25 protein-coding genes are annotated in these 22,979 nt (G+C 51.1%); 7 read left to right on the forward strand and 18 right to left on the reverse strand.

Annotated features, from left to right (window positions below; genetic code table 11):
- Nucleotides 1-69: 69 nt before the first annotated feature.
- The 3 genes from E6C60_RS17410 to yyaC form a co-directional block, all read right to left on the reverse strand.
- Nucleotides 70-1,212 (reverse strand): class I SAM-dependent methyltransferase, encoded by a 1,143-nt coding sequence (locus tag E6C60_RS17410; RefSeq protein WP_138227876.1) that lies wholly within the window; start codon nt 1,210-1,212, stop codon nt 70-72.
- 208 nt (nt 1,213-1,420) lie between these two features.
- On the reverse strand, nt 1,421-2,212 hold the full coding sequence (locus tag E6C60_RS17415) for an alpha/beta fold hydrolase (protein WP_138226983.1): 792 nt from the start codon (nt 2,210-2,212) through the stop codon (nt 1,421-1,423).
- Nucleotides 2,213-2,322: 110 nt separating this feature from the next.
- A complete protein-coding gene (gene yyaC / locus E6C60_RS17420) occupies nt 2,323-2,865 on the reverse strand; it encodes a spore protease YyaC (RefSeq protein WP_138226984.1) in 543 nt (180 codons plus the stop codon).
- 210 nt (nt 2,866-3,075) lie between these two features.
- Between yyaC and E6C60_RS17425 the strand changes: the two genes are divergently transcribed.
- Nucleotides 3,076-3,300: a DUF1128 domain-containing protein gene (locus E6C60_RS17425; RefSeq protein WP_138226985.1), complete on the forward strand. Its 225-nt coding sequence runs from the start codon at nt 3,076-3,078 to the stop codon at nt 3,298-3,300.
- Between the two features lie 120 nt (nt 3,301-3,420).
- On the opposite strand, the gene E6C60_RS17430 is transcribed toward E6C60_RS17425, so the two are convergent.
- Nucleotides 3,421-4,422, reverse strand: coding sequence for an asparaginase (locus E6C60_RS17430; RefSeq protein WP_138226986.1), 1,002 nt, complete (start codon nt 4,420-4,422; stop codon nt 3,421-3,423).
- A 195-nt stretch (nt 4,423-4,617) separates the two neighbouring features.
- On the opposite strand from E6C60_RS17430, the gene E6C60_RS17435 reads away from it, so the two are divergent.
- The 3 genes from E6C60_RS17435 to E6C60_RS21030 all read left to right on the forward strand — a co-directional run bounded on the left by E6C60_RS17435 (nt 4,618) and on the right by E6C60_RS21030 (nt 5,844).
- Nucleotides 4,618-4,875 carry a GlsB/YeaQ/YmgE family stress response membrane protein gene (locus E6C60_RS17435; protein ID WP_138226987.1) on the forward strand — a complete coding sequence of 86 codons (258 nt, stop codon included), beginning with the start codon at nt 4,618-4,620 and terminating at the stop codon, nt 4,873-4,875.
- Nucleotides 4,876-4,925: 50 nt separating this feature from the next.
- Complete coding sequence (locus tag E6C60_RS17440) at nt 4,926-5,339, forward strand: YtxH domain-containing protein (protein ID WP_138227877.1); 414 nt, start codon at nt 4,926-4,928, stop codon at nt 5,337-5,339.
- A 94-nt stretch (nt 5,340-5,433) separates the two neighbouring features.
- Complete coding sequence (locus tag E6C60_RS21030; protein WP_175415348.1) at nt 5,434-5,844, forward strand: DUF5665 domain-containing protein; 411 nt, start codon at nt 5,434-5,436, stop codon at nt 5,842-5,844.
- A gap of 155 nt (nt 5,845-5,999) precedes the next feature.
- On the opposite strand, the gene E6C60_RS17450 is transcribed toward E6C60_RS21030, so the two are convergent.
- From E6C60_RS17450 to E6C60_RS17500, 11 genes are all read right to left on the reverse strand, one after another.
- Nucleotides 6,000-7,001, reverse strand: coding sequence for a magnesium transporter CorA family protein (locus tag E6C60_RS17450; protein WP_138226988.1), 1,002 nt, complete (start codon nt 6,999-7,001; stop codon nt 6,000-6,002).
- Between the two features lie 119 nt (nt 7,002-7,120).
- Entirely contained in the window at nt 7,121-7,891 is a 771-nt protein-coding gene (locus tag E6C60_RS17455) for a sigma-70 family RNA polymerase sigma factor (protein WP_138226989.1), read from the reverse strand.
- Nucleotides 7,888-8,340, reverse strand: coding sequence for an anti-sigma B factor RsbW (rsbW, locus tag E6C60_RS17460; RefSeq protein WP_138226990.1), 453 nt, complete (start codon nt 8,338-8,340; stop codon nt 7,888-7,890). Before rsbW ends, E6C60_RS17455 begins: the two co-directional genes overlap by 4 nt.
- A 16-nt stretch (nt 8,341-8,356) precedes the next feature.
- Nucleotides 8,357-8,695, reverse strand: coding sequence for an STAS domain-containing protein (locus E6C60_RS17465; protein ID WP_138226991.1), 339 nt, complete (start codon nt 8,693-8,695; stop codon nt 8,357-8,359).
- Between the two features lie 144 nt (nt 8,696-8,839).
- Entirely contained in the window at nt 8,840-10,534 is a 1,695-nt protein-coding gene (locus tag E6C60_RS17470; protein WP_138226992.1) for a response regulator, read from the reverse strand.
- 21 nt (nt 10,535-10,555) lie between these two features.
- Nucleotides 10,556-11,431: a CheR family methyltransferase gene (locus E6C60_RS17475; protein WP_138226993.1), complete on the reverse strand. Its 876-nt coding sequence runs from the start codon at nt 11,429-11,431 to the stop codon at nt 10,556-10,558.
- Nucleotides 11,432-11,497: 66 nt separating this feature from the next.
- Nucleotides 11,498-15,169 carry a response regulator gene (locus E6C60_RS17480; RefSeq protein WP_138226994.1) on the reverse strand — a complete coding sequence of 1,224 codons (3,672 nt, stop codon included), beginning with the start codon at nt 15,167-15,169 and terminating at the stop codon, nt 11,498-11,500.
- Nucleotides 15,166-16,341 carry a PP2C family protein-serine/threonine phosphatase gene (locus E6C60_RS17485; RefSeq protein WP_138226995.1) on the reverse strand — a complete coding sequence of 392 codons (1,176 nt, stop codon included), beginning with the start codon at nt 16,339-16,341 and terminating at the stop codon, nt 15,166-15,168. Before E6C60_RS17485 ends, E6C60_RS17480 begins: the two co-directional genes overlap by 4 nt.
- A 183-nt stretch (nt 16,342-16,524) precedes the next feature.
- Nucleotides 16,525-16,869, reverse strand: coding sequence for a YflT domain-containing protein (locus E6C60_RS17490; protein ID WP_138227879.1), 345 nt, complete (start codon nt 16,867-16,869; stop codon nt 16,525-16,527).
- 86 nt (nt 16,870-16,955) lie between these two features.
- Nucleotides 16,956-17,483 (reverse strand): hypothetical protein, encoded by a 528-nt coding sequence (locus E6C60_RS17495; protein ID WP_138226996.1) that lies wholly within the window; start codon nt 17,481-17,483, stop codon nt 16,956-16,958.
- 64 nt (nt 17,484-17,547) lie between these two features.
- A complete protein-coding gene (locus E6C60_RS17500) occupies nt 17,548-18,075 on the reverse strand; it encodes a DUF948 domain-containing protein (protein WP_138226997.1) in 528 nt (175 codons plus the stop codon).
- Between the two features lie 219 nt (nt 18,076-18,294).
- Here E6C60_RS17500 and E6C60_RS17505 point away from each other — a divergent pair, with 219 nt between their 5' ends.
- Complete coding sequence (locus E6C60_RS17505; RefSeq protein ID WP_138226998.1) at nt 18,295-18,462, forward strand: DUF1328 domain-containing protein; 168 nt, start codon at nt 18,295-18,297, stop codon at nt 18,460-18,462.
- Between the two features lie 132 nt (nt 18,463-18,594).
- Here E6C60_RS17505 and E6C60_RS17510 read toward each other — a convergent pair whose 3' ends face one another.
- On the reverse strand, nt 18,595-19,170 hold the full coding sequence (locus E6C60_RS17510) for a hypothetical protein (protein WP_138226999.1): 576 nt from the start codon (nt 19,168-19,170) through the stop codon (nt 18,595-18,597).
- Between the two features lie 163 nt (nt 19,171-19,333).
- Between E6C60_RS17510 and E6C60_RS17515 the strand changes: the two genes are divergently transcribed.
- A complete protein-coding gene (locus E6C60_RS17515; protein WP_138227000.1) occupies nt 19,334-19,732 on the forward strand; it encodes a hypothetical protein in 399 nt (132 codons plus the stop codon).
- A 91-nt stretch (nt 19,733-19,823) separates the two neighbouring features.
- Here E6C60_RS17515 and E6C60_RS17520 read toward each other — a convergent pair whose 3' ends face one another.
- Nucleotides 19,824-20,708, reverse strand: coding sequence for a cation diffusion facilitator family transporter (locus tag E6C60_RS17520; protein WP_138227001.1), 885 nt, complete (start codon nt 20,706-20,708; stop codon nt 19,824-19,826).
- A gap of 294 nt (nt 20,709-21,002) precedes the next feature.
- On the opposite strand from E6C60_RS17520, the gene E6C60_RS17525 reads away from it, so the two are divergent.
- A complete protein-coding gene (locus tag E6C60_RS17525) occupies nt 21,003-21,185 on the forward strand; it encodes a hypothetical protein (RefSeq protein ID WP_138227002.1) in 183 nt (60 codons plus the stop codon).
- Nucleotides 21,186-21,250: 65 nt separating this feature from the next.
- Here E6C60_RS17525 and E6C60_RS17530 read toward each other — a convergent pair whose 3' ends face one another.
- The gene (locus tag E6C60_RS17530; protein ID WP_138227003.1) at nt 21,251-22,876 is read right to left on the reverse strand and encodes an ABC-F family ATP-binding cassette domain-containing protein; all 1,626 of its coding nucleotides are present in this window, start codon (nt 22,874-22,876) and stop codon (nt 21,251-21,253) included.
- Nucleotides 22,877-22,979: the final 103 nt, after the last annotated feature.

Consider the following 22,979-nt stretch of genomic DNA (forward strand, 5'->3'; position numbering starts at 1 on the left):
GCCGTACAGGCGTAAAAAAAGAGAACTGCCCAAAGGCAGTCCCCCCACTCTTCAACTCCGCTTTCTCGCCTACTCCTGCGGCAGCAAATCCCGACAGGCACGTTCCAGATAAGGCGATGCCTGCAGGAAATCCCGAAAAGCTGTATATTCACTCCACAGCCTTACACGGTCGCCGGCATTGCCTTTTACAGCGCGGATCAGGATATTTTTCGGGGTATGCTCCATATCAATAAACTCCAGCAGCTGGCTTTTGTAGCCCATCAGATCCAGCAGCTTGGCCCGAATCCCGTCTGTCGCCAGCGCGGAGAAGCGCTCCTTCAAAATCCCGTGCGACAGCAGCGGCTCCAGCACCGGGCTTTCGATCTGGCTGAACAGCTCGTGCTGACAGCAAGGGACGGACAGAATGACCGAGGCATCCCACCGAACAGCCTTTTCCAGGGCTGCATCCGTTGCAGTGTCACAGGCATGCAGCGTAACCACCATATCGACCTGATCCAATTCGTCATAATCGGCAATGTCCCCGACAAGAAACCGCAAATTCCCGTATTCCAGTCTTTTCGCCAGCAAACTGCAGTGTTCGATGACATCCGCCTTCAGATCGAGTCCGACAACATGCAGCGTTCTTCGAGCTTTTACCGCCAAATAGTGATATAGCGCAAAGGTCAGATACGATTTCCCGCAGCCGAAATCCACAATTGTAAGCGCGCGGTCCTGGGGCAAATGAGGGAGGACATCCTCCACCATCTCCAGAAATCGGTTGATCTGCTTGAACTTATCGTATTTTTTGGCAAAGACCTTGCCTTCCTCATTCATGATCCCCAGCTCAATCAAGAAAGGCACCGGCGTCCCTTCCTCCAAAATGTAAGCTTTCTTGCGGTTATGGGCGAGCATCAAGTCATTCTTGGACTTGGTCGGCGATTTGGTTAAAATCGAGACCTTGAACTTCTTGGAGATCAGCACCTGATAATCGGCTTCTGCAGTGCAGAACAAGGCCTGGCGGAAAACCTCCTCTACGAGAGAGGTGAGCACGCCGGCAGCTTCGTCCGGCAGTACATTCTGGTGATTGACCTGTGTTGCTGTATAGTAAGCGAACTGATAGTGTAATTGCCCCTTTAGCTCTACAGGCTTTATAGTGACTTTGTTATAGGCGGCTCCTTCACGCTTGCGGAGCTGACTCAAGGTACCGGTAATGAGGGAGGCCTCCTCCATCATCTGTTGGATTAGTTTACGCAGTGCTTCCAAAAGGGTCTTCCCTCTTTCATGTTGGATTGTACAGCCGTTTCGTTCACATTCTCCATCATACCACCTTCGTCAATCCTTCCAAAATCCCATGCCTTTCTAGCCATTCCATAGAAAAAAAGCATCCTTGATTCCCGTCCGAAATAGTCCGGGAAAGGATCAAGGATGCTTGTTGTATCCATTAAGATGAAAACACAGAGGACAGGAAGGAGTCCATCGTGCGGGCCAGCTCCTGCGGTGCTTCCATCATGCTCATGTGGCCGGCTCCTGAGATTACAGCCTGGGTAACATTGGGATGATCGGTCGTGAACACCCGTTCTTCGGGAATGAGCTCATCCTTCTCACCGGCTACCAGCAGCACAGGTAATGTGGTTGCAGACAGCACGTCACGACGGTCCGGACGCTCCCGCATCGCCAGCGCGGCTCCCACCGCACCCTGTGGAGGGGTTTGATACCCGATCTCCTTGGCCTTCTGGATGGAGCCTGTTTGGATCTCCCGGTTACCCGGAGCAAACAGCCCCGGAATCAGGCTGTCGATAAAATCTGTAATCCCTGCACCTTGAATCGTACTCACAGCTTTCAGACGCTTTTCCTTCGCTTCATCCGAATCACTGTAGCCGGTGGAGTGAATAAGCCCGAAGCCATTCAGGCGTTCGCTATGACGCTGGGCAAAGGACAATGTAATATATCCGCCCAATGAATGTCCAAGCAATACGGCCTTTGGCACCTCCAGCTCATCCATCAGCATCAATACATCATCCGCCATTTGTTCTATGGTATACGGCCCCATCGGTGCATCGCTCTTCCCATGACCCCGAAGGTCAGGGACAATGAACCGATAGCCGTGCAATTGAGGCAGCACAGGTTCCCAATAAGAAGAGCTTCCGCAGAAGCCGTGAAGTAAAATGACCGGCTCACCCTGTCCTTGCTCCAGATAACAAATCGTTTTACCGTTACAAATTACTTTTTCCAAGAGAACCCCTTCTTTCGTAGCTGAGAACTCTATAGAGGCATCAGCTAAAGTTCATTCCAGCTATAATATACAGTATTAAACCCGATTCACGCTGGAATGAAACGGCTGGATCAAGGAATAAGCCTAAAGGCCGATGCTGCTGCATCCGCAATCCGGGACGCCATATCCATGACCCTGTGAAGAGAGGTCGACTGTAAGGTCCAATACGGCTTTGGGCCCTTTTCATTCACGACTGCAGCGATGCTGTAGTGACCGACACGGGGTAAAGAAAGGCCTACGGATTCTGCCGGGCTAAGCGGACCTTGGCCTGCGAGAAAGCTGCCGACTGAGGCACGCTGTCCCAGACAAGCATCAATCGCCACGATCGTATGATGTTCTGGGATGGAGCCAAGCTTCTCCTCGATACTCTGCGCATCACAAGGATCCGGCAGCGTGCCGATGACATGGGGGAAGCCATGCGCCGCCAAGCGGCTTCCTGTCAGTGGACCCAGTGCGTCACCGGTAGAGCGGTCTGTTCCAATACAGACCAAGGTCAGGTGATCTGCAGATACTTCCCTGGCAATCGCAGCAAAAAATAGTGGAAGCTCTTCCCCCGCAAGTCTGGCCTTTCTGGTGTATATCCCCTGCCCCTTAGGCTCTGTTTCCCTGTTCATTCCGTTTTCCTCCTTGCAGCACGAAACGACAGAACGTCCCGTTCTGCCTTATTCTCAACCGATTGTAAACCATTCCGGCGCCACTGGCAAAAAGGATTACCTGCACCTGTCCTCCCATGGTACAATACAAGGAACGCACAGCTGTTAGGATGGAGCCGGAAGATTCATCTCCTGGCGCCTGCAGCATATATGGAAGGAGTGTAAGAAGGTATGGATTTGAATGAGAAGAACCGGGAGAATCTGGAGTTCATGATCGAGCAGATCAAGCTGAAGCTGCGCATGGCTTCAGGGGCGGCCATGCAGCCATCCGCTTTCTCGGAAGAACAATATGAAGATATTCGTGATGTGTACGACATTGTGATGACCAAGAGCAATATGAGTATTTCCGAGGTGGAAGCGATCGTATCCGAGTTGGGACGCCTGCGCGGCCGCTAGCACCGTTTCAGCCTCCTGGGGCCGCACATATTGTCACTACATGGATCGGCACGACGATAAAAGGGGGGCTCTACCAAGCTATCATCAGCTTGGTAGAGCCCCCCTTTTCGTACTTAGGCTTTAACGCTGGAGTGTAAATACGGTCTCTACATGCCCGACCTGCTGACCGCCGTCATTCAACAGCTTCCGGGTGTAGGTCTGGCGAAGCTTCTCCAGCATCGGCCGGCTGCCGCTGCCGAGCTGCTCCAGAATGGATTCCGTAATCCACGCCCACTCCTCTTCAGAGCCATCCAGAACCTTCAGCACAATGCCGAGGCGCTCCTTCTTGAGCCCAAAGCAGAATATGCCCTTGAAGCCTCCCTTGGCAATGATATTGTCATCCTCCATCAGCAGTGTATCCAGACGATTTCTGCCGCCAACCATATAAGGGTGGCGAGTCATGGCCGACGTAATCACCTGTACCGCAGCCTTCATGCCGGGATCTGAAATCAGATCCGGACAAGCCAGCTTGACATAAGCAGCCGCCAGGGATTGCAGCGGCAAAGCGAACACGGGAAGACCGCAGCCGTCAATGCCCACCGAGATCTGCTCTACAGTCAGGCCGCTCATGGATGCCATGCTGTTCAGCACCTGCTGCTGCAGCGGATGAGACGGATCTTCATAGCCTTCCATAGGAAACTGCTGCAAGCTGCAGCTTGCCAGCATGCCCAGGTGCTTTCCGGAACAATTATGGTAGAGCCGACGCATCCCGGCCCCGTTCAGGAGCAGCTGGTCCCGGCTCCGCCGGTCCAGCGGATAGCTTGGTGCACAGACCAGCCGTTCTTCTTCAACCCCCAGCTTCATCATGAGGGCGGCGAGCACGGCCTGATGCTCCGGCTCCCCTCGGTGAGAGGAAACCATGACTGCAAGCTCCTGCTCTGTCAGCCCATAATGGGTATGCACACCCGCCATGATGGAAGGAATGAGCTGCAGCGGCTTGGCAGACGAGCGGGTAAAGGCCAGATGGCTCGGATCTCCAGCCCATGCGGCTAAGGCTCCAGTGTCGTCCACGACAGCGATATGTCCGCTGTGCAGACATTCCACCACGCCAGCTCGATATTCTGTAATTAATGCGGTTTCCATAGCGGTTCTCTCCTTCAATTCTATCTCATGCCTGCAAGCATTCTGATCGGTATCAATAGTATGAGCTTCATTAGTATAATACAAAATCTGTCCTCCTTCAGCAGGCCGGTTTATTGTTTCATATCAATGTCGGAGGTTTAAATACGGAATAAGCAAGCCTGCGCAAGCCAATGCACCTTAAAGGAGGCGATACTTATGTGGGGAATCGTAATCAGCATCGTAATGGCTATCATTATCGGCATTATCGGAGACGCCATAGTGGGCCATGATATGCCGGGAGGCATTATTGGTTCCATGATCGCCGGCTTTATCGGCGCTTGGCTTGGACCGGTCATACTGGGTTCATGGGGACCTGTCATTGGCGGATTCGCTATTGTCCCTGCGATTATAGGCACCGCGGTATTCATTTTCATCCTGGGACTGGCATCGAAAATGCTCCGGCGCGCAGCCTAACCACCTTGTTCTAACTTTTACACCCTATACTAATTTAAGGAGTGATTATGATGAATCAACACGAACAGGATTATACTAACCAAGGGAATTCCAATTTCTTTAAAGGGGCATTTATTGGTGCCCTGGTCGGTGCAGCGGCAGCGCTGTTGTTCGCACCGAAGCCGGGCAGCGAAATGCGCGGCGATCTGACTGACAAAATCAATCTGGTGTCTGACAAGACGAAGGAAGTTGCCGGCGTTGTCGGCACGAAGGCTTCCGAGCTTGCCAAAACCGTAAGCACGAAAGCTACCGATGTCATGTCTACGGTGAATGAGAGCCGTAACAATGTGATGGCCAGCTTCAAGCAGGCTTCCACAGAAGTAGCTGATGAAGCTGCTGCTGCTTCGGAAGAAGTGATGGATAAGGAAATGGAAGCTTCTGCGGAGGTCAGCCAGGAGCTGAAATCCACGAACAACTCTCACTAAGACATGATTGAGAATGAAATAGCCAGCTGACACAGCTGGCTATTTTTTATCCCAGGACATGCCATACATGTGAACAGAAAGGATGGGAAGAGGAATGAGTAAAGCCAATCCATATCCAATGAATGCAGCTGCGGGCAGCCGCACACGAAATGACAGCACCCGGCGAGAGTCGGTTTCTGAAGAGAAGCCGCAGCAGCATGCGTATGAAGTCGATGAGCATCCCTTCGAGCTCCGGCATGAGGTGAAGCGTCTGAATACCCGGCTGGATAAGGTAGCCGATACGCTGGAGCGTGCCGACTTCAAAGATATCATTGAGAATTATATGAATCCCAAGCGGAGACTGATCACGAACTTTACGGCCGGTCTTGCCCGAGGTTTAGGCTTAACCGTCGGTACTGTGGTCGTATTAAGCTTACTCGGTTATCTGCTGAGCCTGTTCGTAGACCTGCCTCTCATCGGTGATTATATTGCCCAGCTTCAAGGATATATCGATCAGGCTAGATAAGAGGACGGTCCCCCAAGGAATCTTGCGACTTGGGAGATATCCATATTTTTAAGTAAAGAGCGTGTATATAAAATAACCAGCCCAGGGTACTGCACTGGGCTGGTTATTTCTCTTTATTCGCTTTTGCCGCCCGTTTTAGCAGGTAATTTCGGTATTCATAAATTCTTTTTTCGTGATTTGACGTTCAGCAGATCTCCGGTCCAATTCTTTCGCCACATCCAGATATACAATAGTCCGGTAAATACTAAGGTCAGCACCATAACTGCGGTAAACCCCCAGCCTGCTTTGGTCATGGGTAACCGATCGAAATTCATACCCCAAATCGCCCCGACCACGGTGGCTGGTGTTAGCAGAACCGTGAAGATCGTCAGCGTCTTCATAATCTCATTGCCGCGGAACCCGGAAACCGCATCGTCAATGGATATCAGAGTTTCAATTTCCCGGTGATAATGCATAAAGAGCTGCTCCATACGCTCTACCCGGTGCAGCAGCTGCAAATAAAACCGATTGTCCTTCACCCGGTCCTCATAGCCTTCTTTCGTAGCCGCGATCAGCTCTTGAAAGGGAATGAACAGGTTATGCCAGAAGAGCAGCTCGAAGCGCAGCGACAATATCTGATCCATTAGATTCCGCGCGTTGCGCTTTCGCATAATACTTTCGACCTCTCGCAAGTGGGCTTCAAACCGATCCATCCCGGCATGAAAATAATGAAGAATCGCCCGAGCCAGAATGAACATCCCTTCAATCGGCCGCGAGCATTGCTTCATCATCGCAATTCGGTCCGGTTTCAGCATAAGCTCCCGGGTGTGCTGATCCAGATTAAAGGTTATAAAGACATCGTTATCCAGATAGAAATACAGCTGCTTGTCCTTCTGCTCCTCCGGCTTGTCTTCTTCATCCTGCTTCAAATCCTCCGCCGTTTTGTATAGTATGGAGCCCATCATCACTGGCTCCGAACCATCTGGAAAGCGCACAGACAAATAATTACGATCTTTAAAGGTAGGAGCCAGCTTGCACCACTCCTTTAGGGAGGGATAGCTCTTGATCAAAGGCTCCAGGAGATCATCCTCCCAATCTGATACTTTGAGATCATACCATGTCCAGTCCTGTGCCAGCTCATGGACATGCTGCCCATCCTGCTCCTTAATCGCTTTCATAAGTTCATTCCCTCCTTCCTATAGTCATCACCATGTTAAAAAGGGTACGCACTTCCGATGTGGAATCGCGTACCCCTTATATCATCTTCCTGACATATATGCAGAAGAGTTTGTCCATATCAGTAAGAAGAATTGGACATAATCTGCTTCAACTTCTCTGTAGCGCGTTTCTGGATACGGGATACACTCATTTGCGAAACGCCCAGCTTCTGGGCAATTGCCCGCTGTGACTGACCCTCTTGGAAGGCGAGCAGCAATACCTTCTGCTCCTGCTCCTTCAGCTGGCTGAGAGCCTGCTGCAGATCCATACGCTTCTCGACAGAGTCAAAATCATTGACATCGGAGCTAATGAGCTCACCAAGCGTCGCACCCGTTTCCTCTTGAGAGAGCGGAGAATCCAGGGATACATAGTGATAGCACTCCCGACCGGCAAGCACCTCTACTGTTTCCTCCACCGTAAGGCCCAAATGCTCGGCGATCTCATGCACATCCGGCGAACGCTCCAGCTTGACCATCAGCTCGTCGATGGCCTGCTGCACCAAGGCACCCTTCTCCTTGATCCGGCGAGGCACCTGTATGTACCAGGATTTATCTCGAAGGAAGTTCTTCATGTGGCCGATCATGCTCTTCATCGCGTAGGGCTCAAACGGAATACCCAGGCTGATATCGTATTGCTGAAGCAGCCGGATGAGCGCCATCTGACCCACCTGATACAAGTCTTCGTAGAGATCAGGTCGATTTCTGGCAATCTTGCCGGCTGCCATGCGAACCATCGGCTCATATTTTTGAATAAGGACGGTGGCAATATCGTTATCCTTGGTCTGCTGGTATTCCCAAATCAGGCCAATTGCCTCATCCTTGGACTCTGGGGGAGTCACTTTATCACTCATACCGGCTCCTCACTTCTCGCAAGTCGTTTGGTAAGAACAACCTCTGTACCCTTTCCTGCCTGGTTTTTGATGCTCACCTCGTCCATAAGCGCCTCCATAAGATAGAAGCCGAGACCGCCGATCTGAACATCGCTAAGCTCCTTATCATGAAGAGTCTCGGAGCCGCCAACCCGATTATTACTTTCGAAACTCTCCCCTTCGTCTCGAACGGTAATCGACAGGGATCCAGAGGTCACATCAAAAATAACGTCTACCATTCCGCCCTGCTGACCGTAGGCATACAGCACGGAGTTGTTGCAGGCTTCTGAAACGGCTACCTTCATATCTTCAATTTCTTCATACGAGAAGCCAATCTTGGAAGCTATACCGTAAAGGTTCAATCGAACAATATCTACATATTCTGCACTGGCTGGCAGATTCAACGTAATTCGTTGCGCATCAGTATTCATGCTTTTCGATCCTTTCCTATTGGGAGTTCTGCTGAGGGGCAAAAAATTTGGCAATACCCGTCATGTCAAACAGCTTCTGAATCTGCGGAGGAACTTCCTCCACCCCGAAGCTTGCTTCCATGCCATGTCGCGCTTTGAGAATGGACAGCAGAATGCCAATGCCTGTACTATCAATATATGTCATTTCCTTCATGTTCACGACTAAGTCCATTTCCGCGTTGCTGACCAGGGGCTCCATGACCAACCGAAAATCCGGTGCAACGGAAAGATCCAGCTCTCCGCTCAAAAACACCGTGCATACCTTGTCATTCATTTGCGTTCTGGCGTTAAACTTATCTTGATTCGTTGTATTCATAGACACTCTCTCCCGACATATGTTTTCTCTACTGATAACCCTTAAAACAGAGGTTTGAAACAAGCAAGCGACCAAAGGTTACAATCCAATTACTGGGCAGCATCAGGTTGGGAGTACACATGAAGTGTATTTACCGTAAAGAGCTTAAGCGTGGTAGACCCTCCAGTCATCCTCCGGGGCGTGAATCAGACCTTCGTGAGCGACCTCATGTCCCGTAAACGAATAATGCTTCAGCAAATGCCTCACACTGCTCATCTTCACAGGCTTGCTAATGTACTCATTCATTCCCGCTTCCAGACAGCGGACCTGAATCCCTTCCATGACATTCGCAGTCATCGCGACAATAATTGTGTCCTGCCCCGGGAGACCACTGCTGCGAATGAGGCGTGTCGCTTCCAGTCCGTCCATCACCGGCATCTGCAGATCCATAAATATCATGTCATATGCCTTGCGGGAAGCCAGAAACACCGCTTCTCTTCCGTTCTCCGCCATCTCCGCTGAGAAGCCGAGTTTGTCAATCATACTAACCAAAAGCTTGCGGTTAATGGGATGATCATCCACAACCAGAATGCTCGGCTCTTTATCCTTTGCTTTGAGGCGCAGGCGCTCCGGCGGCTCGTTCAACCCATCTTTATCCTCTTCATCCTCATACCGCTCTACTTCGATCGTAAAGACAAAGGCAGCGCCGTCTTCTTCACTGGACTCGACATGGATCTCGCCGCCCATCAGCTGAACGAGTGATTTGCAAATCGCGAGCCCCAGTCCCGTTCCCCCATATTTCCGGGTCATCGAAGAGTCCAGCTGAGAGAATGGCTTGAACAGGTAATCCAGCTTCTCGGCAGAAATGCCGATTCCTGTATCCCGCACTGTAAATTCCAGAGTCATCCGCTGTCCCGTGCTTTCCTTCAGCGTGGTTTCCAGATAAACTCCGCCTTGATTGGTGAATTTCACGGCGTTCGATACCAGGTTGATCAAGACCTGCCGCAGACGCCCCATATCTCCGTAAATCATCCGGGGAATGGACTGCTCCACAAAGCAGTCCAGCTCCAGCTTCTTCTTGGAGGCCTCAGCCGAGAATAAGCCGGCTACCTCTTGAACGCAGGATTTCAGCTCGAACGGATGCGCCTCCAGCTTCATTTTTCCGGATTCCATCTTCGTAAAATCAAGAATGTCATTAATAATGGACACCAGCGCATCGGCGCTGTTACGAATAATATCTGCATATTCTCTCTGCTCATCCTGCAATTCGCTTTCCATTAACAGGTCAATCATGCCGATGACTCCGTTCATGGGCGTGCGGATCTCGTGGCTCATCATGGCAAGAAACTCGGTTTTGGCCCGGGCTGCAATCTCTGCAGCATCCTTCGCCTGCACCAGCTCCTGATTTATACGCTCCAGCTCCTGCGTCTTCTGATGAAGCAGCATGGATTGGGTCTTCAGGCGCTGGTTGGACAGGTACATGTCCACGAAGCCCTCAATCTTGGATTTCAAGATTTGAGGGATGAAGGGCTTGACCATGTAGTCAATAGCGCCTGCGGAATAGCCTGCAAACAGATGCTCCGCTTCCTTGCTGTTCGCAGAAATGAATATAATCGGGATATCCTTCGTTTTATCACGTGCCTTGATCAGCCGAGCTGTTTCAATGCCGTCCATACCGGGCATCTGAACATCCAGAACAATGACAGCAAAATCATACTTCAACAGGCACCGCAGGGCTTCTTCACCTGAGGTCGCTTTGACAAGCTTATAGTGCACACTGTCGAGTACAGCTTCTAGTGCCAGCAAATTTTCAGGGCGGTCATCTACCAGCAGAATATGAATCGGTTCTTGAAACCCCATGGAATCCTCCTATAAAACTATCTATTTAATCTTTCGGTAAATTTTCTCCGACCGGTCGAGAGCCTCATATGCTTCGCTGAAGCTTGTAAAATGAATCGACTCCTTGGCTCCCAGCACCAGAATACCGAAATGACTCAAGCTCTCGTGAAACAATCCATGTACATGATCACGAAGCTCGTCGTTAAAATAAATCATTACGTTTCTGCAGAAAATAACATTGAATTCATTAAATGAGCGGTCTGTGGCCAGATTATGCTCGGCGAAAATCATGTTCTTTTTGAGAAACGGGTGGAAAATCACTGAGTTATATTTAGCTGTGTAATATTCAGAGAATGAGCGCGTGCCGCCCGCCTCCAAATAGTTCTTCGTATATTGCTTCATCTTTTTAATATCAAAGACGCCTTCTTTGGCTTGCTGCAGCGATCTGGAGTTCATGTCTGTGGCATAAATCCGCGCCTTGTCATAGAGTCCCTCTTCATGCAGCATGATCGCCATCGAGTACACTTCCTCACCGGTCGAGCAGCCTGCATGCCAGATGCGAATATAAGGGTAGGTTCTCAGCAGCGGAATCACCTTCTGGCGGAAGGTGAGAAAAGCCTGCGGATCTCTGAACATTTCCGTCACCGGAATGGAAAGGCTGAAGATCAGCCGTTCAAAGCAGTCCCGCTCGTGAAGCACCTTGTTCTGCAGCGCAGAAATCGTAGTCAGCCCTTCGGCATATACATGATGCCAAATTCTCCGCCTTAGGGAAGGCACCGCATAATTGCGAAAATCATAGCCGTAATATTGATGGATGCCATTCAGCAGCAGCTCCATTTCAATCTGTTCCAGCTCGGTTTCATTCTTCTCTTCCATATTCAGCTTCAAGCTCAATTCCGTTAAATCATCGGATGACATACTTCGCACCGGCTTTCTTTCCTTGCAATTTTTCGATTACTACTAATCTTTACCCACATTTGAAGCCTACGAATACAGCCAGACCCGCATCAATGAAAGAAGCTGCTCGGTCTGAATCGGCTTCTTCATATAATCGGAAGCGCCGGCTTCGATACACTTCGCCCGATCCTCCTTCATCGCCTTCGCAGTCAGGGCAATGATCGGAATCTTCTCAAAGCGCGGCTTCTTGCGAAGAATCCGCATAGCCTCATAGCCGTCCATCTCCGGCATCATCATATCCATCAGGATCAGATCATAGTCCGGACCGGCTTCAAGCAGATCAATGGCTTCTCTGCCGTTCTCAGCGAAGGTAACATCCATATTGTAGCCCTCCAGCACACTGGATAAGGCAAAAATGTTGCGGATGTCATCATCGACCAGCATAATCCGCTTGCCGTCAAAGAGCTCTTCTTTATTGTGCAGCTTCTGCAAAATTTTACGCTTGTCCTCCGGCAGATTCGCCTCCACCCGGTGCAGGAAGAGGGTCGTCTCATCCAGCAGCCGCTCCGGTGATTTTACGTCCTTGATAATAATGGACTCGGCGTATTTCCGCAGGCGTGTCTCTTCTTTGGTGTCCAGCTCTTTGCCGGTATAAATAATAATCGGCAGATCGACCAGCTTCTCATCCTCTCTGATCTTGTCCAGAAGCTCAAAGCCATCCATGTCTGTCAGCATCAAGTCCAGCACCATGCAGTCAAACCGCTGCTGCTGCAGCTTCTCCAGGGCCTCTGTCCCCGAAGCTACCGCTGTAATTGTCACATCGTCATGATCAATCAGCTCGATAATGGACAGGCGCTGAATGTCATCATCCTCGACAATAAGCAGCTGCTTCATAGTCTTCTCGGCATAAGCTTCAATGTGGGAGAAGGCCCCTTCCAGCGCTTCACGCGTGGACGGCTTCTTCAAGTAAGCGATCGCTCCCATCATGAGTCCTTGCTTCACTTCATCAATGACGGAGATCACATGCACCGGAATATGACGGGTTGCGGCCGAGCCCTTCAATTCGCCGAGCACCGACCAGCCGTCCATCACCGGCAGCTGAATATCGAGAATAATCGCATCCGGCTGGTAAGACTGAGCCATCTTCAAGCCAATATCCCCCTGCAGGGCGACCAAGGCCTTAAACCCGCGTCCTCTCGCCATATCGACGAGAATCCTTGCAAACTTGACATCATCCTCCACAATCAGCAGCACTTTATCAGTAGGGCCAATCTGGTCCCGATCGTCCTCAACATTCTCAATGATGCTGCTTGGCCGTACCGCGGAAGGCATCGTATTCCTCGAACGCTCCTCGATCAGCATATCGGATCTCGAAGCCTCTTCTGCTGCAGGCGCAGCCTCTTCCTCCGCGGCTGACAGAGCAGTCTGTTCTGGAAGGTAAAGCGTGAAGGTGCTTCCCTCACCTTCCTTGGACTGCACGCCGATGGCGCCGCCCAGAAGCTTAGCCAGCTCGCGGCTGATGGACAGCCCCAGACCCGTTCCCCCATACTTGCGGCTGGTCGTGCCATCTACCTGCTGGAACGCTTCAAAGATGAGTCCTGTCTTATCCTCCGGAATGCCAATTCCTGTATCCTTAACCGAGAAGGCAATGTATTTGGATTTCCGATCCAGGAGAATAGGCAGCTGCTCCGGCTCTGCCGGAGTAATATGGACTTCGATAGATCCCCGGCTCGTAAATTTGAACGCATTGGACAGCAAATTCCGCAAAATCTGCTTCACCCGATGGCTGTCTGTAATGAGGCTATCCGGCACTTCCTGGGATTGTTCGACCAGAAGCGTGACATTTTTCTTGGAAGCCACAGCATCAAAGTTCTGATGAACGAAGGCTTCAATCTCCTTCATATGAACGGGCTCCCGGTTGATCTCCATCTTGCCGGCATCCACCTTGGACAAATCCAGAATCTCATCAATCATCTTCAGCAGATCCGAGCCTGACATATAGATCGTCTGCGCATATTCAATCTGCTTGGTGGAGAGGTTGCCATCCTTGTTCTCGGTCAACAGCTGCGAAAGAATAAGCAGGCTGTTCAGCGGGGTACGGAGCTCATGCGACATATTCGCCAAAAATTCCGATTTGTACTTGCTTGTCAAGGATAGCTGCTCTGCCTGCTTCTCCAGCTGGCCGCGAGCTTTCTCGATTTCATCATTCTTCTCCTCGACCTCCTGCACCTGCTCTTCCAGGGCCCGGGTCTTGGCCATCAGCTCGGTATTAAAATGCTCCAGCTCCTCCTGCTGTCGCTGCAGCAGTTCTTCGGATCGCTTCAGAGCTTTCGTCTGTTCCTCCAGGTTCTCATTGGAGCGGCGCAGCTCTTCCTGCTGGGTTTGCAGCTCCTCGGACTGGCTTTGCAGCTCCTCGGTCATCGCCTGGGATTCCCGCAGCAGCTCTTCAACACGCAGACGGCCTGTAATGTTGTTCAGGATAATGCCGAGCGACTGCGTCAGCTGCTGCAGCAGCTGCTTCTGCAGCGGTGTGAAGGAATCAAACGAAGCAATCTCCACAACGCCAAGCACTTCATTCTCGAACATTACCGGATAGACCAGCATGGATGCCGGCTGGGACGAGCCCCATCCGGATTTTACGGACAGATAGTTGTCTGGCAGGACGTTCAGCGTAATTGGCTTCTTGTCCAGCGCTGCCTGGCCGACAAGCCCTTCGCCTACCTTGAAGTCCACCTCCGGATTTCCTTCAGCGTCCATTGCATAAGAGCCCTTAAGCTCCAGCAGGTTCGGACTGGTATCCACCTGCCGCACATAGAGTGCCCCGTAATGGGCCCCCAGCACCGGTGTAAACTCGCTCACAAACCGTTGACCGACCTCGGACAGAGAATGAACCCCTTCCAGCAGCTCTGTAATTCTGGCCATGTTGGAGTTGATCCAGGACTGGTCGTTCTGAGCCTGCTGATAGGTCTGCTCCAGCTTCTGCTTCTCTTCAATATCCTCGGCCATTTCTTTAAACACCTGCGCCACATCGCCAATCTCGTCCTTTGTGGTCACCTCAATGCTTCTAATCTCATGGAGCTTGCCGTCGCCAAAGCTCTTCAGCATCAATGAAACCGTATTTATTCCCCTCGTAATGCTCGGCACGGCCCACAGCATGACACCGAGGCCAATTAAAATCCCGGCCACAAGGATGAAGGTCGTTGTCTGAAGCGAGCGCTCGTAAGCAGCCTTCGCCCCTGCGATGTCTTCATCAATCTTGTTATCCTCATAGTTCGCCAGCGCATTCAAAGTGCGGAGCATATTCTCCTGCACATCCTGACCGGTGCTGATCCGGTAATTGTTCGCTTCCTCTGCATTTCCCTCAGCCAGCAGCTCCAGCGTCCGGTTCTGATATGCTAAATACGCCGTAGCAGCCTCCTCAATCTCACTGAGAAGCTGCATTTCCTCTGCTGTATTGAGCGTTTCTTTCATCGATGTATAGTAGCCTGCTGCTGTTTCGGTCATCCGCTCCAGCTCGGCAATCCGCTCTGCCGTAGAAGCGGTGTCCTCGGACAGCATCAGATTCGTCAGGGCGCGGGCCATATTATTGACCTCGCCCCGCATGGAGCTGGAATCGCGCACCTTCTGGTATCGTTCACTATAAATAGCATCCATCTGCTCATTCATAAAGCTCAGCCGGTCAAACATAATGACCGACAGCACAAGCATGATGGCAAGCAGCGATGTAAAGCCAATGACCAGCTTACTTTTAATCTTCATTCACGCTCTTCCTCTCCCTGTTTTAGAGAAACCCAGACCAAGCACTTGTCATCCTCACGCTCCACAGCTGCGCTGTCATTAAAGAACAGCTCCTTCATTTCCGTCTCACGCCAGCTGTGGCTTCCCCCGAGGTGTGTCTTCAGGTATTCCAGCTGCTGCTCATGACTGCCCTCAACAACCTCCATCAGGCCGTCCGTGTACATCGCCAGATGAGCATTGCCTTCATAATGAAAGCTTCTTGGCTCCATATCCTGAATCCGGTCAAACAGACCGACAGGACAGCAGCCCTGATCCAGGGTCTGAACCGTGCCATCCTCACCAAAAAAGAGAGCTGGAGGATGACCGGCATTAACATAGTCCACCCGCTTCATTCGAGTGTCTACCACCATATAAATAGCCGTAAAATAATATTGGATCAGCTGATTCTCGATATGCAGCTGGTTAAAGCGGCGGTTCAATTCCTGAATAACCTTCTCCGGCTCGACATAGGTCGTCACCGTATCCCGAAGCACGGAAGCGATAAACATACAGAACAGAGATGACGAGATGCCATGTCCCATCATATCCAGCAGCACAATGCCATACCGACCGTCACCGAGCGAATACCATGCATACAGATCACCAGCCAGCTCGGCGGAAGGCTGATACAGTGCATGCACCTCAAACAGCTGATCCTCAATCGGCAGACTGAGCACTGCATTCTGGACCATAGAGGCGAGCTTCAATTCATCCTGAATCCGCTGCTCCCGCTCCTTATGCCAGTCCTTCTCATGCTTCAGGCGAAGCGCCAGACGGATTCGCGCCATCAGCTCTACCTTATTGATCGGCTTGGTCACGTAATCCCCTGCTCCGGCGTCAAGCGCCTCGGCCAGCTTCTTGGAATCGCCAACCGCAGTCACCATAATAATTGGGATGTCTCTCAGATGCTCATATTGCTGTACGATTCGGCAAGCCTCAATGCCATCCATTTCCGGCATCATCATATCAAGCAGAATCAGATCAATGTCACTTTTCTTGGGACGAAGGTCCGCCTTGCGGTCTCCAATTCCGAGAATTTCAAGCATATCTATAGCAGAAGATGCCGTCACTAAATCGCGGTACTGCTCTTTTTTCAAAATTTCCCGGATAATAATGACGTTGGTTGGATTGTCGTCTACGATTAATATTCTCATATCCCTCTCCTTAACGTGACTTCATACGCAGAAAATCTTCCATCCAGTATACTATAAACGGTGCAGTCGTTGGACACGAAAAAAAGACTTCCAATGCATGGTATATTCAAAACATAGATAAGGAATGAGACAGAATTGTCCCATTCCTTATCTATGTTTAATATCTATGCAGCGTGCTTTATCTTACTCATCCTTCTTGGCGATGACAAGCACTTTGCCTTGATCAAGCTGTTTCTCATAAAAGTCAGCCTCTGCTTCTGTAAAGCCGAGGGATTGAATCTTGGCTCTCAGCTCGTCGCCACGGGAGCGAAACAGGTTCGCTATCGTATCGAACGCGCCTTCCTCCTTCATGCCGACCTCGCTGGCGTCGGAAGCTGATGCAATCCGCTCCGTCCGGTCCGAGTCATGAGCCAGAACGAAAATATGCTCCTGTGTATAGCCGCTGCTATGCAGGTTCTGGACTTCCTGTACGGCCTGAGTGCCATTGTCGGTTACTTTAGCATATGCTTTCTGATTGGTTGATTCCATCATAATAACCTCCTAGATTCACTGCAGATTTAGAAAATACATAAGTCCCGAAATGTATTAACCAATTTATTTGCGGTTGAAACACCTTATTGACGATAATCGACAAATAAATCGACAGCATGCAATTCTCCAGTATCCATGTCCATAAAAATCTTCAGCGCTTCGTATTCCCATACATATGAAACGCCGTCTTCACCTCGGAAATACGGTTCTCCCAATGAAGAGAGCAGGGCATCAGTCGTCATTGCAATGTCTTGGCCATTCACCTGAACCGTGGAAGCGGATGGATGCACCCGAACATAGTCTGTCAGATCCTCATAAAAGCCAATCGTCATATCCGGATAATGATACTCCGTAGACCCCAGCAGAGGCTCCTTCGTGACCTTTAGCGGTTCTCCCAGCTTATCCATAACATCGCCTGTGCGGTCCGTAAGCGAAATGCCGTTTAAGGTTACCGCCTCTGGCTCAGCAGGCGCTTGCTCCGGCATAGTGTTCAGCTTTAACTCGGCATGCACGACAGGTGATGTCATTGTCGAAGCGGTCATCGGCGTCAGCCCCGCTTCACCGCTTATGGGTGACAGCATTCCCAGCAGCAACAGCACGACATTTAACATGATTCCCTCACCCCTTTGTATTTCCCTGCGAGACGTCAGGCGTCAAGCGCAGTCGATCTTGATGTTAACGGGCTTTCTGGCGGCGGAATTTGTTCCAGATTCCTGCAGCAGCATCCACATAGTTCAGCCATTTGCTTACATTAGAAGTGGAGCCTGATGAAGAGTCACTGTATACAGCGTTGTAAGACTGAACCGTACGCTCAGATGGCGTCACTGCGGAAGAAGAAGGCTGCGGCAGCGAGCCGCTTTTACTCTTGTTCTCTCTCGATTGTCTGAATTTGCTGACAACGCCGGCAGAAACCTCTTTAACTGCGTAAGTTACCTCGCTCAGCGCTTCGCCCAGATTTTTCACCGTGTTCATGACTGGATCGATCTGTTTCATCTTATGCTGAACATCGACCGTAATATCATTGGTGTTACGAATGGTTTGCTTCACCTCATAGCTCAGCTCATCAATGGTCTTTTGCACTTCCTGCAGCGTTTGCGTCACCTTGTCCAGGGACACCGTCGCAGCTTTCAGTGTTTTGATCAGGAAGAATACTAGGACTGCAAAGGCTACCGCAATAACCGCGATACTAATTTGAGTTAACATGGCACAACCTCACTTTACATTTTTGTTTGTTGGTTAGTTCATAGTTACCCTCTGCCCGAGGTGCCGAAACAATAAAAAGCCCGTACCCCACAGCTGGAACAGGCTTTGATTCAAGGTATTTTCACCCGGTTATAGTTATCTACAAGACACGCCGACAAGGTGACATGAAGCTTCAAGTCTTACGCTCATAACTATATAAAAGAAAGCAAGGTGAGTCAGATGCTCAAATGGTCTGTAATCCTGCTGCTAGTCGCAATTGCTGCGGGTGTACTGGGATTCCTCGGTCTGGTGGTAGAAGCGGTAGCCAGCATTGCCAAGGTCATTTTCTTCTTATTCCTGATCCTGTTTGTCGTTTCCCTGATCTTCGGGCGCAAAAGGTCCAGGTAAAGCCGCAGCAGCGTATTTATCCAGCATATGCCGCCAAAATCTTATACGGTACAAAAGCCAAAAAGCTGCTTTCTTGTCTCTTATGGACGAGAAAGCAGCTTTTTGGCGTGCTCCAGGAGGAGCTATTAGCAGCTAGAACCAGGAAGGCAATGAAAGCCAATCAATTTTGAACACCAGGCTCACGCCGTCACCTGTCAGCTCAATATCGCGAACGGTTAGCATCTCGGGCAAATAATCCTTGAGGTTCACGATCATAGGCTCCAGCTGGAACAAGGCGCCAGGTACCTCTGCATCCCGGATGCGGGTAGCCTGATGCTCCAGGAGCAGCCGGCTCCCGCTGGTCTTTATTGTGAAATCCAGCTGCGCGCCGAAAGGCACCCACCCCCATTTCCCATTCACATCCGCCCGCATGCTGCTGCCCTCCATCGTGAACCTCGCACCGGTAATATCGACGCCGGGATCCTGCTTGTCCAGATATTTGACCAGATTCTTCTTGCTGAGCTGGCCAATCTCATCGGCGCTTAACGTTAAACGAGGCTCTCTGGTCTCTGCCATCTGCAGCAGCCTGTCTTTGAAATCCACCGTACGGTAGCCCATATCCAGCCGCTCGGTGGGTGAAATCCACCACAGCGCCCCCGCCAACAGAGCCACAATGACGATAAGAAACAGAAACAAAAATTTCCCGACTCTTCTTTTTCGGCGTGCCATTGCGGATTCCCTCCTCCTAACCATGCTCTCAACGGGACAGGTTTTCCACTCTATTGTAAGCCTGGACACAAAAAATAACCAGATTTATGGTTCATTTTACCTGCAAGCAGGTTATTACGATATTGTCGTTAACTAATTTACCGATCTCGAGGAGGAGTCAATCATGAAAAAAACTGTGAGTTTTACTGCCGCTTTGGGCCTGGCCCTGTCGCTGACTGCTGGAGCTTCTGCCGCTCCGATCCAAGGCTATACGGAAACGGTTACACCGGCGAGCACGTCCGGCACGGTAACTACCGCTGAAGAAACGTCCATGGAATCAAGCATGACCCTGGCCAATGAGCCAATCATTGAAGCAGATGAAGTGGTAATGAATCCGACAGAGATTATTAATCTCATGAAGCGTACGTATTTCTACGACATGCCGAACGGCAAGGTCATCGGTGCTCTGGCTCCTCAAATGGTAGATACGACCGGCAACGAGCGCCAAATGCTGTGGACGGGTGAGTGGGTAGAGATTTACACTTGGCTCGGCAAAGCATGGATCCATATGGAAAAAATGTAGTTTGATATAGAACAGGAAAGGATCGGGCGGTCGCTGCGATCCTTTTTTTGTTGCCTTCTGCAGGCTAAGGGCTGTTACGGCCTATCAGGCATCATTCCTGCTCCACGGCTTCTTCCTTCGGCTCTACATGCACATGAATGTGCATAATATTATGCTTTCGAATCATCCGCTCCTCAATCGAGTCGCTGATCTCATGACCTTCAATCACCGTCAGCTGCGGGTCCACCTCAATAACCACATCAATGAGAACATGGTTGCCATGGATGCGCGCCTTCATATCGCGGATGCCTTCCACCCCGGGTGTCCGCTCAATCGTGCTGCGGAAATCCGTTAAACGCGTCTCATCAAAGCCGTCTGTCAGGCTGTGCGTGCTGTCCTTGAAAATTTCCCAGGCCGTCCTGCAAATAATAAGACCTACCGCGAAGGCGGCTGCCGTATCCATCCAGGGCAGTCCAAGCTGGGCACCGAGGATGCCGACTGCCGCTCCAATACTGACTAAGGCATCCGACAAATTGTCCTTGGCCGCCGCCATGAGAGCCTGGCTGTTAATCTCCCGGGATAACCGCTTGTTGTAGCGGTACACGCCCAGCATGGCTACAGCGGCTACGCCGGCTACCGCCGCCGCCCATAGATCCGGTGCCTCCTTGGCTCCGGCGAACAGGCTTCGTACCGCCTCCACCAGCACCTGAATACCGACAATCGCCATAATAAAGGAAGCAACCAGTGCAGCCACCGTCTCTGCCCGGAAATGACCATAGGCATGATCTTCATCCGGCGGCTTGCGGGAGATCCGCAGACCGATCAGCACCGCGGTCGAAGCCATAATATCAGTCAAGTTGTTAATTCCGTCGGCCGTCAGGGCGCTGGAAGCAAACCAGTAGCCGCTGGCCAGCTTGAATGCCGACAGGACCAGGTAGGCTGTAATGCTGACCCATGCGCCGCGTTCCCCTTTTTTAATATCCTCATATGCATTCACAGTTCGATTTCGCTCCTTCGATCTTTCTCTCCCCCGTGGGAAAACCTGGTTCGTAATGTGACAGATACCATCCTAGCAAAGACTCCTGTTGTGGGTCTAGAGAAACGTTGTAGGGTACACGAAACCTTGTAAGGCGGGTCAAACCTTGTAGCCATATCGAAAATATGTTGCCTTGATTCACAATGTCTCCAGCCAAGCCTTTCCAGATGCCGCCAATACATTTATTGTTACCCTTGCTCCGAGATTTAAAAACGAATAAAATGAGGACAAATAGACATTGAGGGGGAGTCCTCCATGACCGAATCGAACGGTCCGAAGAAGATCAGCCTGGCCGATGCCATCCGCCAGAAGCTGGAGCAGAAGAAGCAGGGCGGCTCCGGCAAAGCCGGCGGCTTTCAGCAGGATAACGTCCAGAAGATGAAAAGCCAGAACAACAAAAAGCCGAACAATCAACGCCGCCGCACCGGGGGCTCCTAGAATCCAAAAAAATCTGGCCGCAGACGGGACATCCCCTCTGCGGCCAGATTGCGTTTACGCTATATCTACACTTCCACCGGATACATGCTCTGGCGCAGTGCTTTGATTTCTTCGCTCTCGAGATATTCATCGTAGCTCATGACGCGGTCAATGATGCCGTTCGGCGTAATCTCAATGATGCGGTTCGCGATGGTTTGAATGAACTGATGGTCATGGGAGGTGAACAGAATCGTGCCGTCAAAATCAATCAAGCCATTGTTGAGCGCCGTGATGGATTCCAGATCCAAGTGGTTCGTCGGCTCGTCAAAGATCAGCACGTTGGCTCCGTTCAGCATCATCTTCGCCAGCATACAGCGAACCTTCTCGCCCCCGGACAGTACACTGGCCTTCTTGAGTGCTTCCTCACCAGAGAACAGCATGCGGCCCAGGAAGCCGCGCAGGAAGGTTTCATCCTGATCCTTGGAGTACTGTCTCAGCCACTCTACCAGGTTCAGGTCCACTCCGTCGAAATACGCCGAGTTATCCTTCGGGAAATACGCCTGGGTTGTCGTGACACCCCAGCTGTACTCTCCAGCTTCTGCCTCTGTCTCGCCCATAATCGTCTGGAACAATGTCGTCTTCGGCAGACTGTTCGGTCCGACAAAAGCAATCTTGTCGCCCTTGTTCACCACGAAGCTGACGTTATCCAGCACCTTCTCGCCTTCCATGCTGATGCTCAGGCCATCCACCGTAAGCAGCTGCTTGCCGGCTTCGCGCTCCGGCTTGAAGTTCAGGAATGGATATTTCCGGTTGGACGGACGAAGGTCATCCAGCGTAATCTTATCCAGCTGCTTCTTCCGGGACGTTGCCTGCTTGGACTTGGAGGCATTCGCGGAGAAGCGCTGAATAAACGCTTGAAGCTCCTTGATCTTCTCTTCCTTCTTCTTGTTGGATTCGCGCTGCAGCTGAAGTGCCAGCTGGCTCGACTCGTACCAGAAGTCGTAGTTGCCGACGTACATCTGGATTTTGCCAAAGTCGATATCCGCAATATGGGTACATACCTTGTTCAGAAAGTGACGATCGTGAGAAACCACGATGACGGTGCCTTCATAATCCATCAGGAAGTTCTCAAGCCATTGAATGGATTCCAGATCCAAATGGTTCGTGGGCTCATCCAGCAGCAGGTTGTGCGGACGTCCGAACAGGGCCTGCGCCAGCAGGACGCGGACCTTCTCATTGCCGCTGAGCTCAGACATATTCTTGTCATGCAGCTCGCGCTCAATACCGAGACCAATCAGGAGTGCTGCTGCATCCGGCTCGGCATCCCAGCCGTTCAGCTCCGCGAACTCGCCTTCCAGCTCTCCGGCGCGCATGCCGTCTTCCTCGGAGAAGTCAGCCTTGGCATACAGAGCGTCCTTTTCCTTCATAATATGGTACAGCCGCGCATGGCCCATAATGACCGTCTCCAGCACACGGTACTGGTCGTATTCGTAATGGTTCTGCTTCAGAACCGCCATCCGTTCATTCGGCGTCATGTGAACCTCGCCCTGGTTGGCCTCGATCTCCCCGGAAAGAATCTTCAGGAACGTCGATTTACCGGCACCGTTGGCCCCGATCAGGCCGTAGCAGTTCCCCGGCGTGAACTTTATATTTACATCTTCAAAGAGTGCTCTTTTGCCATAGCGGAGCGTGACGCCGCTTGTACTGATCATTAAGCATTACCATCCTTTATTCAACTATAGGGTTTTCGCACATTATAGCATAAGAACTCGCTGTACACGAAGCTTTTGATCAAGAAAGCGGGTCAGCCCCAGA

The sequence above is a fragment of the Paenibacillus algicola genome (assembly GCF_005577435.1).
In the GTDB taxonomy this organism is placed as follows: domain Bacteria; phylum Bacillota; class Bacilli; order Paenibacillales; family Paenibacillaceae; genus Paenibacillus_AQ; species Paenibacillus_AQ algicola.

Coding starts and splice junctions, on each gene's coding strand:
- E6C60_RS17410 (WP_138227876.1), bottom strand. CDS start 1,212: ATGATGGAGGAGGCCTCCCTCATTACCGGTACCTTGAGTCAGCTCCGC.
- yyaC (WP_138226984.1), bottom strand. CDS start 2,865: ATGAACAGGGAAACAGAGCCTAAGGGGCAGGGGATATACACCAGAAAG.
- E6C60_RS17425 (WP_138226985.1), top strand. CDS start 3,076: ATGGATTTGAATGAGAAGAACCGGGAGAATCTGGAGTTCATGATCGAG.
- E6C60_RS17430 (WP_138226986.1), bottom strand. CDS start 4,422: ATGGAAACCGCATTAATTACAGAATATCGAGCTGGCGTGGTGGAATGT.
- E6C60_RS17435 (WP_138226987.1), top strand. CDS start 4,618: ATGTGGGGAATCGTAATCAGCATCGTAATGGCTATCATTATCGGCATT.
- E6C60_RS17440 (WP_138227877.1), top strand. CDS start 4,926: ATGAATCAACACGAACAGGATTATACTAACCAAGGGAATTCCAATTTC.
- E6C60_RS21030 (WP_175415348.1), top strand. CDS start 5,434: ATGAGTAAAGCCAATCCATATCCAATGAATGCAGCTGCGGGCAGCCGC.
- E6C60_RS17450 (WP_138226988.1), bottom strand. CDS start 7,001: ATGAAAGCGATTAAGGAGCAGGATGGGCAGCATGTCCATGAGCTGGCA.
- E6C60_RS17455 (WP_138226989.1), bottom strand. CDS start 7,891: ATGAGTGATAAAGTGACTCCCCCAGAGTCCAAGGATGAGGCAATTGGC.
- rsbW (WP_138226990.1), bottom strand. CDS start 8,340: ATGAATACTGATGCGCAACGAATTACGTTGAATCTGCCAGCCAGTGCA.
- E6C60_RS17465 (WP_138226991.1), bottom strand. CDS start 8,695: ATGAATACAACGAATCAAGATAAGTTTAACGCCAGAACGCAAATGAAT.
- E6C60_RS17470 (WP_138226992.1), bottom strand. CDS start 10,534: ATGGGGTTTCAAGAACCGATTCATATTCTGCTGGTAGATGACCGCCCT.
- E6C60_RS17475 (WP_138226993.1), bottom strand. CDS start 11,431: ATGTCATCCGATGATTTAACGGAATTGAGCTTGAAGCTGAATATGGAA.
- E6C60_RS17480 (WP_138226994.1), bottom strand. CDS start 15,169: ATGAAGATTAAAAGTAAGCTGGTCATTGGCTTTACATCGCTGCTTGCC.
- E6C60_RS17485 (WP_138226995.1), bottom strand. CDS start 16,341: ATGAGAATATTAATCGTAGACGACAATCCAACCAACGTCATTATTATC.
- E6C60_RS17490 (WP_138227879.1), bottom strand. CDS start 16,869: ATGGAATCAACCAATCAGAAAGCATATGCTAAAGTAACCGACAATGGC.
- E6C60_RS17495 (WP_138226996.1), bottom strand. CDS start 17,483: ATGTTAAATGTCGTGCTGTTGCTGCTGGGAATGCTGTCACCCATAAGC.
- E6C60_RS17500 (WP_138226997.1), bottom strand. CDS start 18,075: ATGTTAACTCAAATTAGTATCGCGGTTATTGCGGTAGCCTTTGCAGTC.
- E6C60_RS17505 (WP_138226998.1), top strand. CDS start 18,295: ATGCTCAAATGGTCTGTAATCCTGCTGCTAGTCGCAATTGCTGCGGGT.
- E6C60_RS17510 (WP_138226999.1), bottom strand. CDS start 19,170: ATGGCACGCCGAAAAAGAAGAGTCGGGAAATTTTTGTTTCTGTTTCTT.
- E6C60_RS17515 (WP_138227000.1), top strand. CDS start 19,334: ATGAAAAAAACTGTGAGTTTTACTGCCGCTTTGGGCCTGGCCCTGTCG.
- E6C60_RS17525 (WP_138227002.1), top strand. CDS start 21,003: ATGACCGAATCGAACGGTCCGAAGAAGATCAGCCTGGCCGATGCCATC.
- E6C60_RS17530 (WP_138227003.1), bottom strand. CDS start 22,876: ATGATCAGTACAAGCGGCGTCACGCTCCGCTATGGCAAAAGAGCACTC.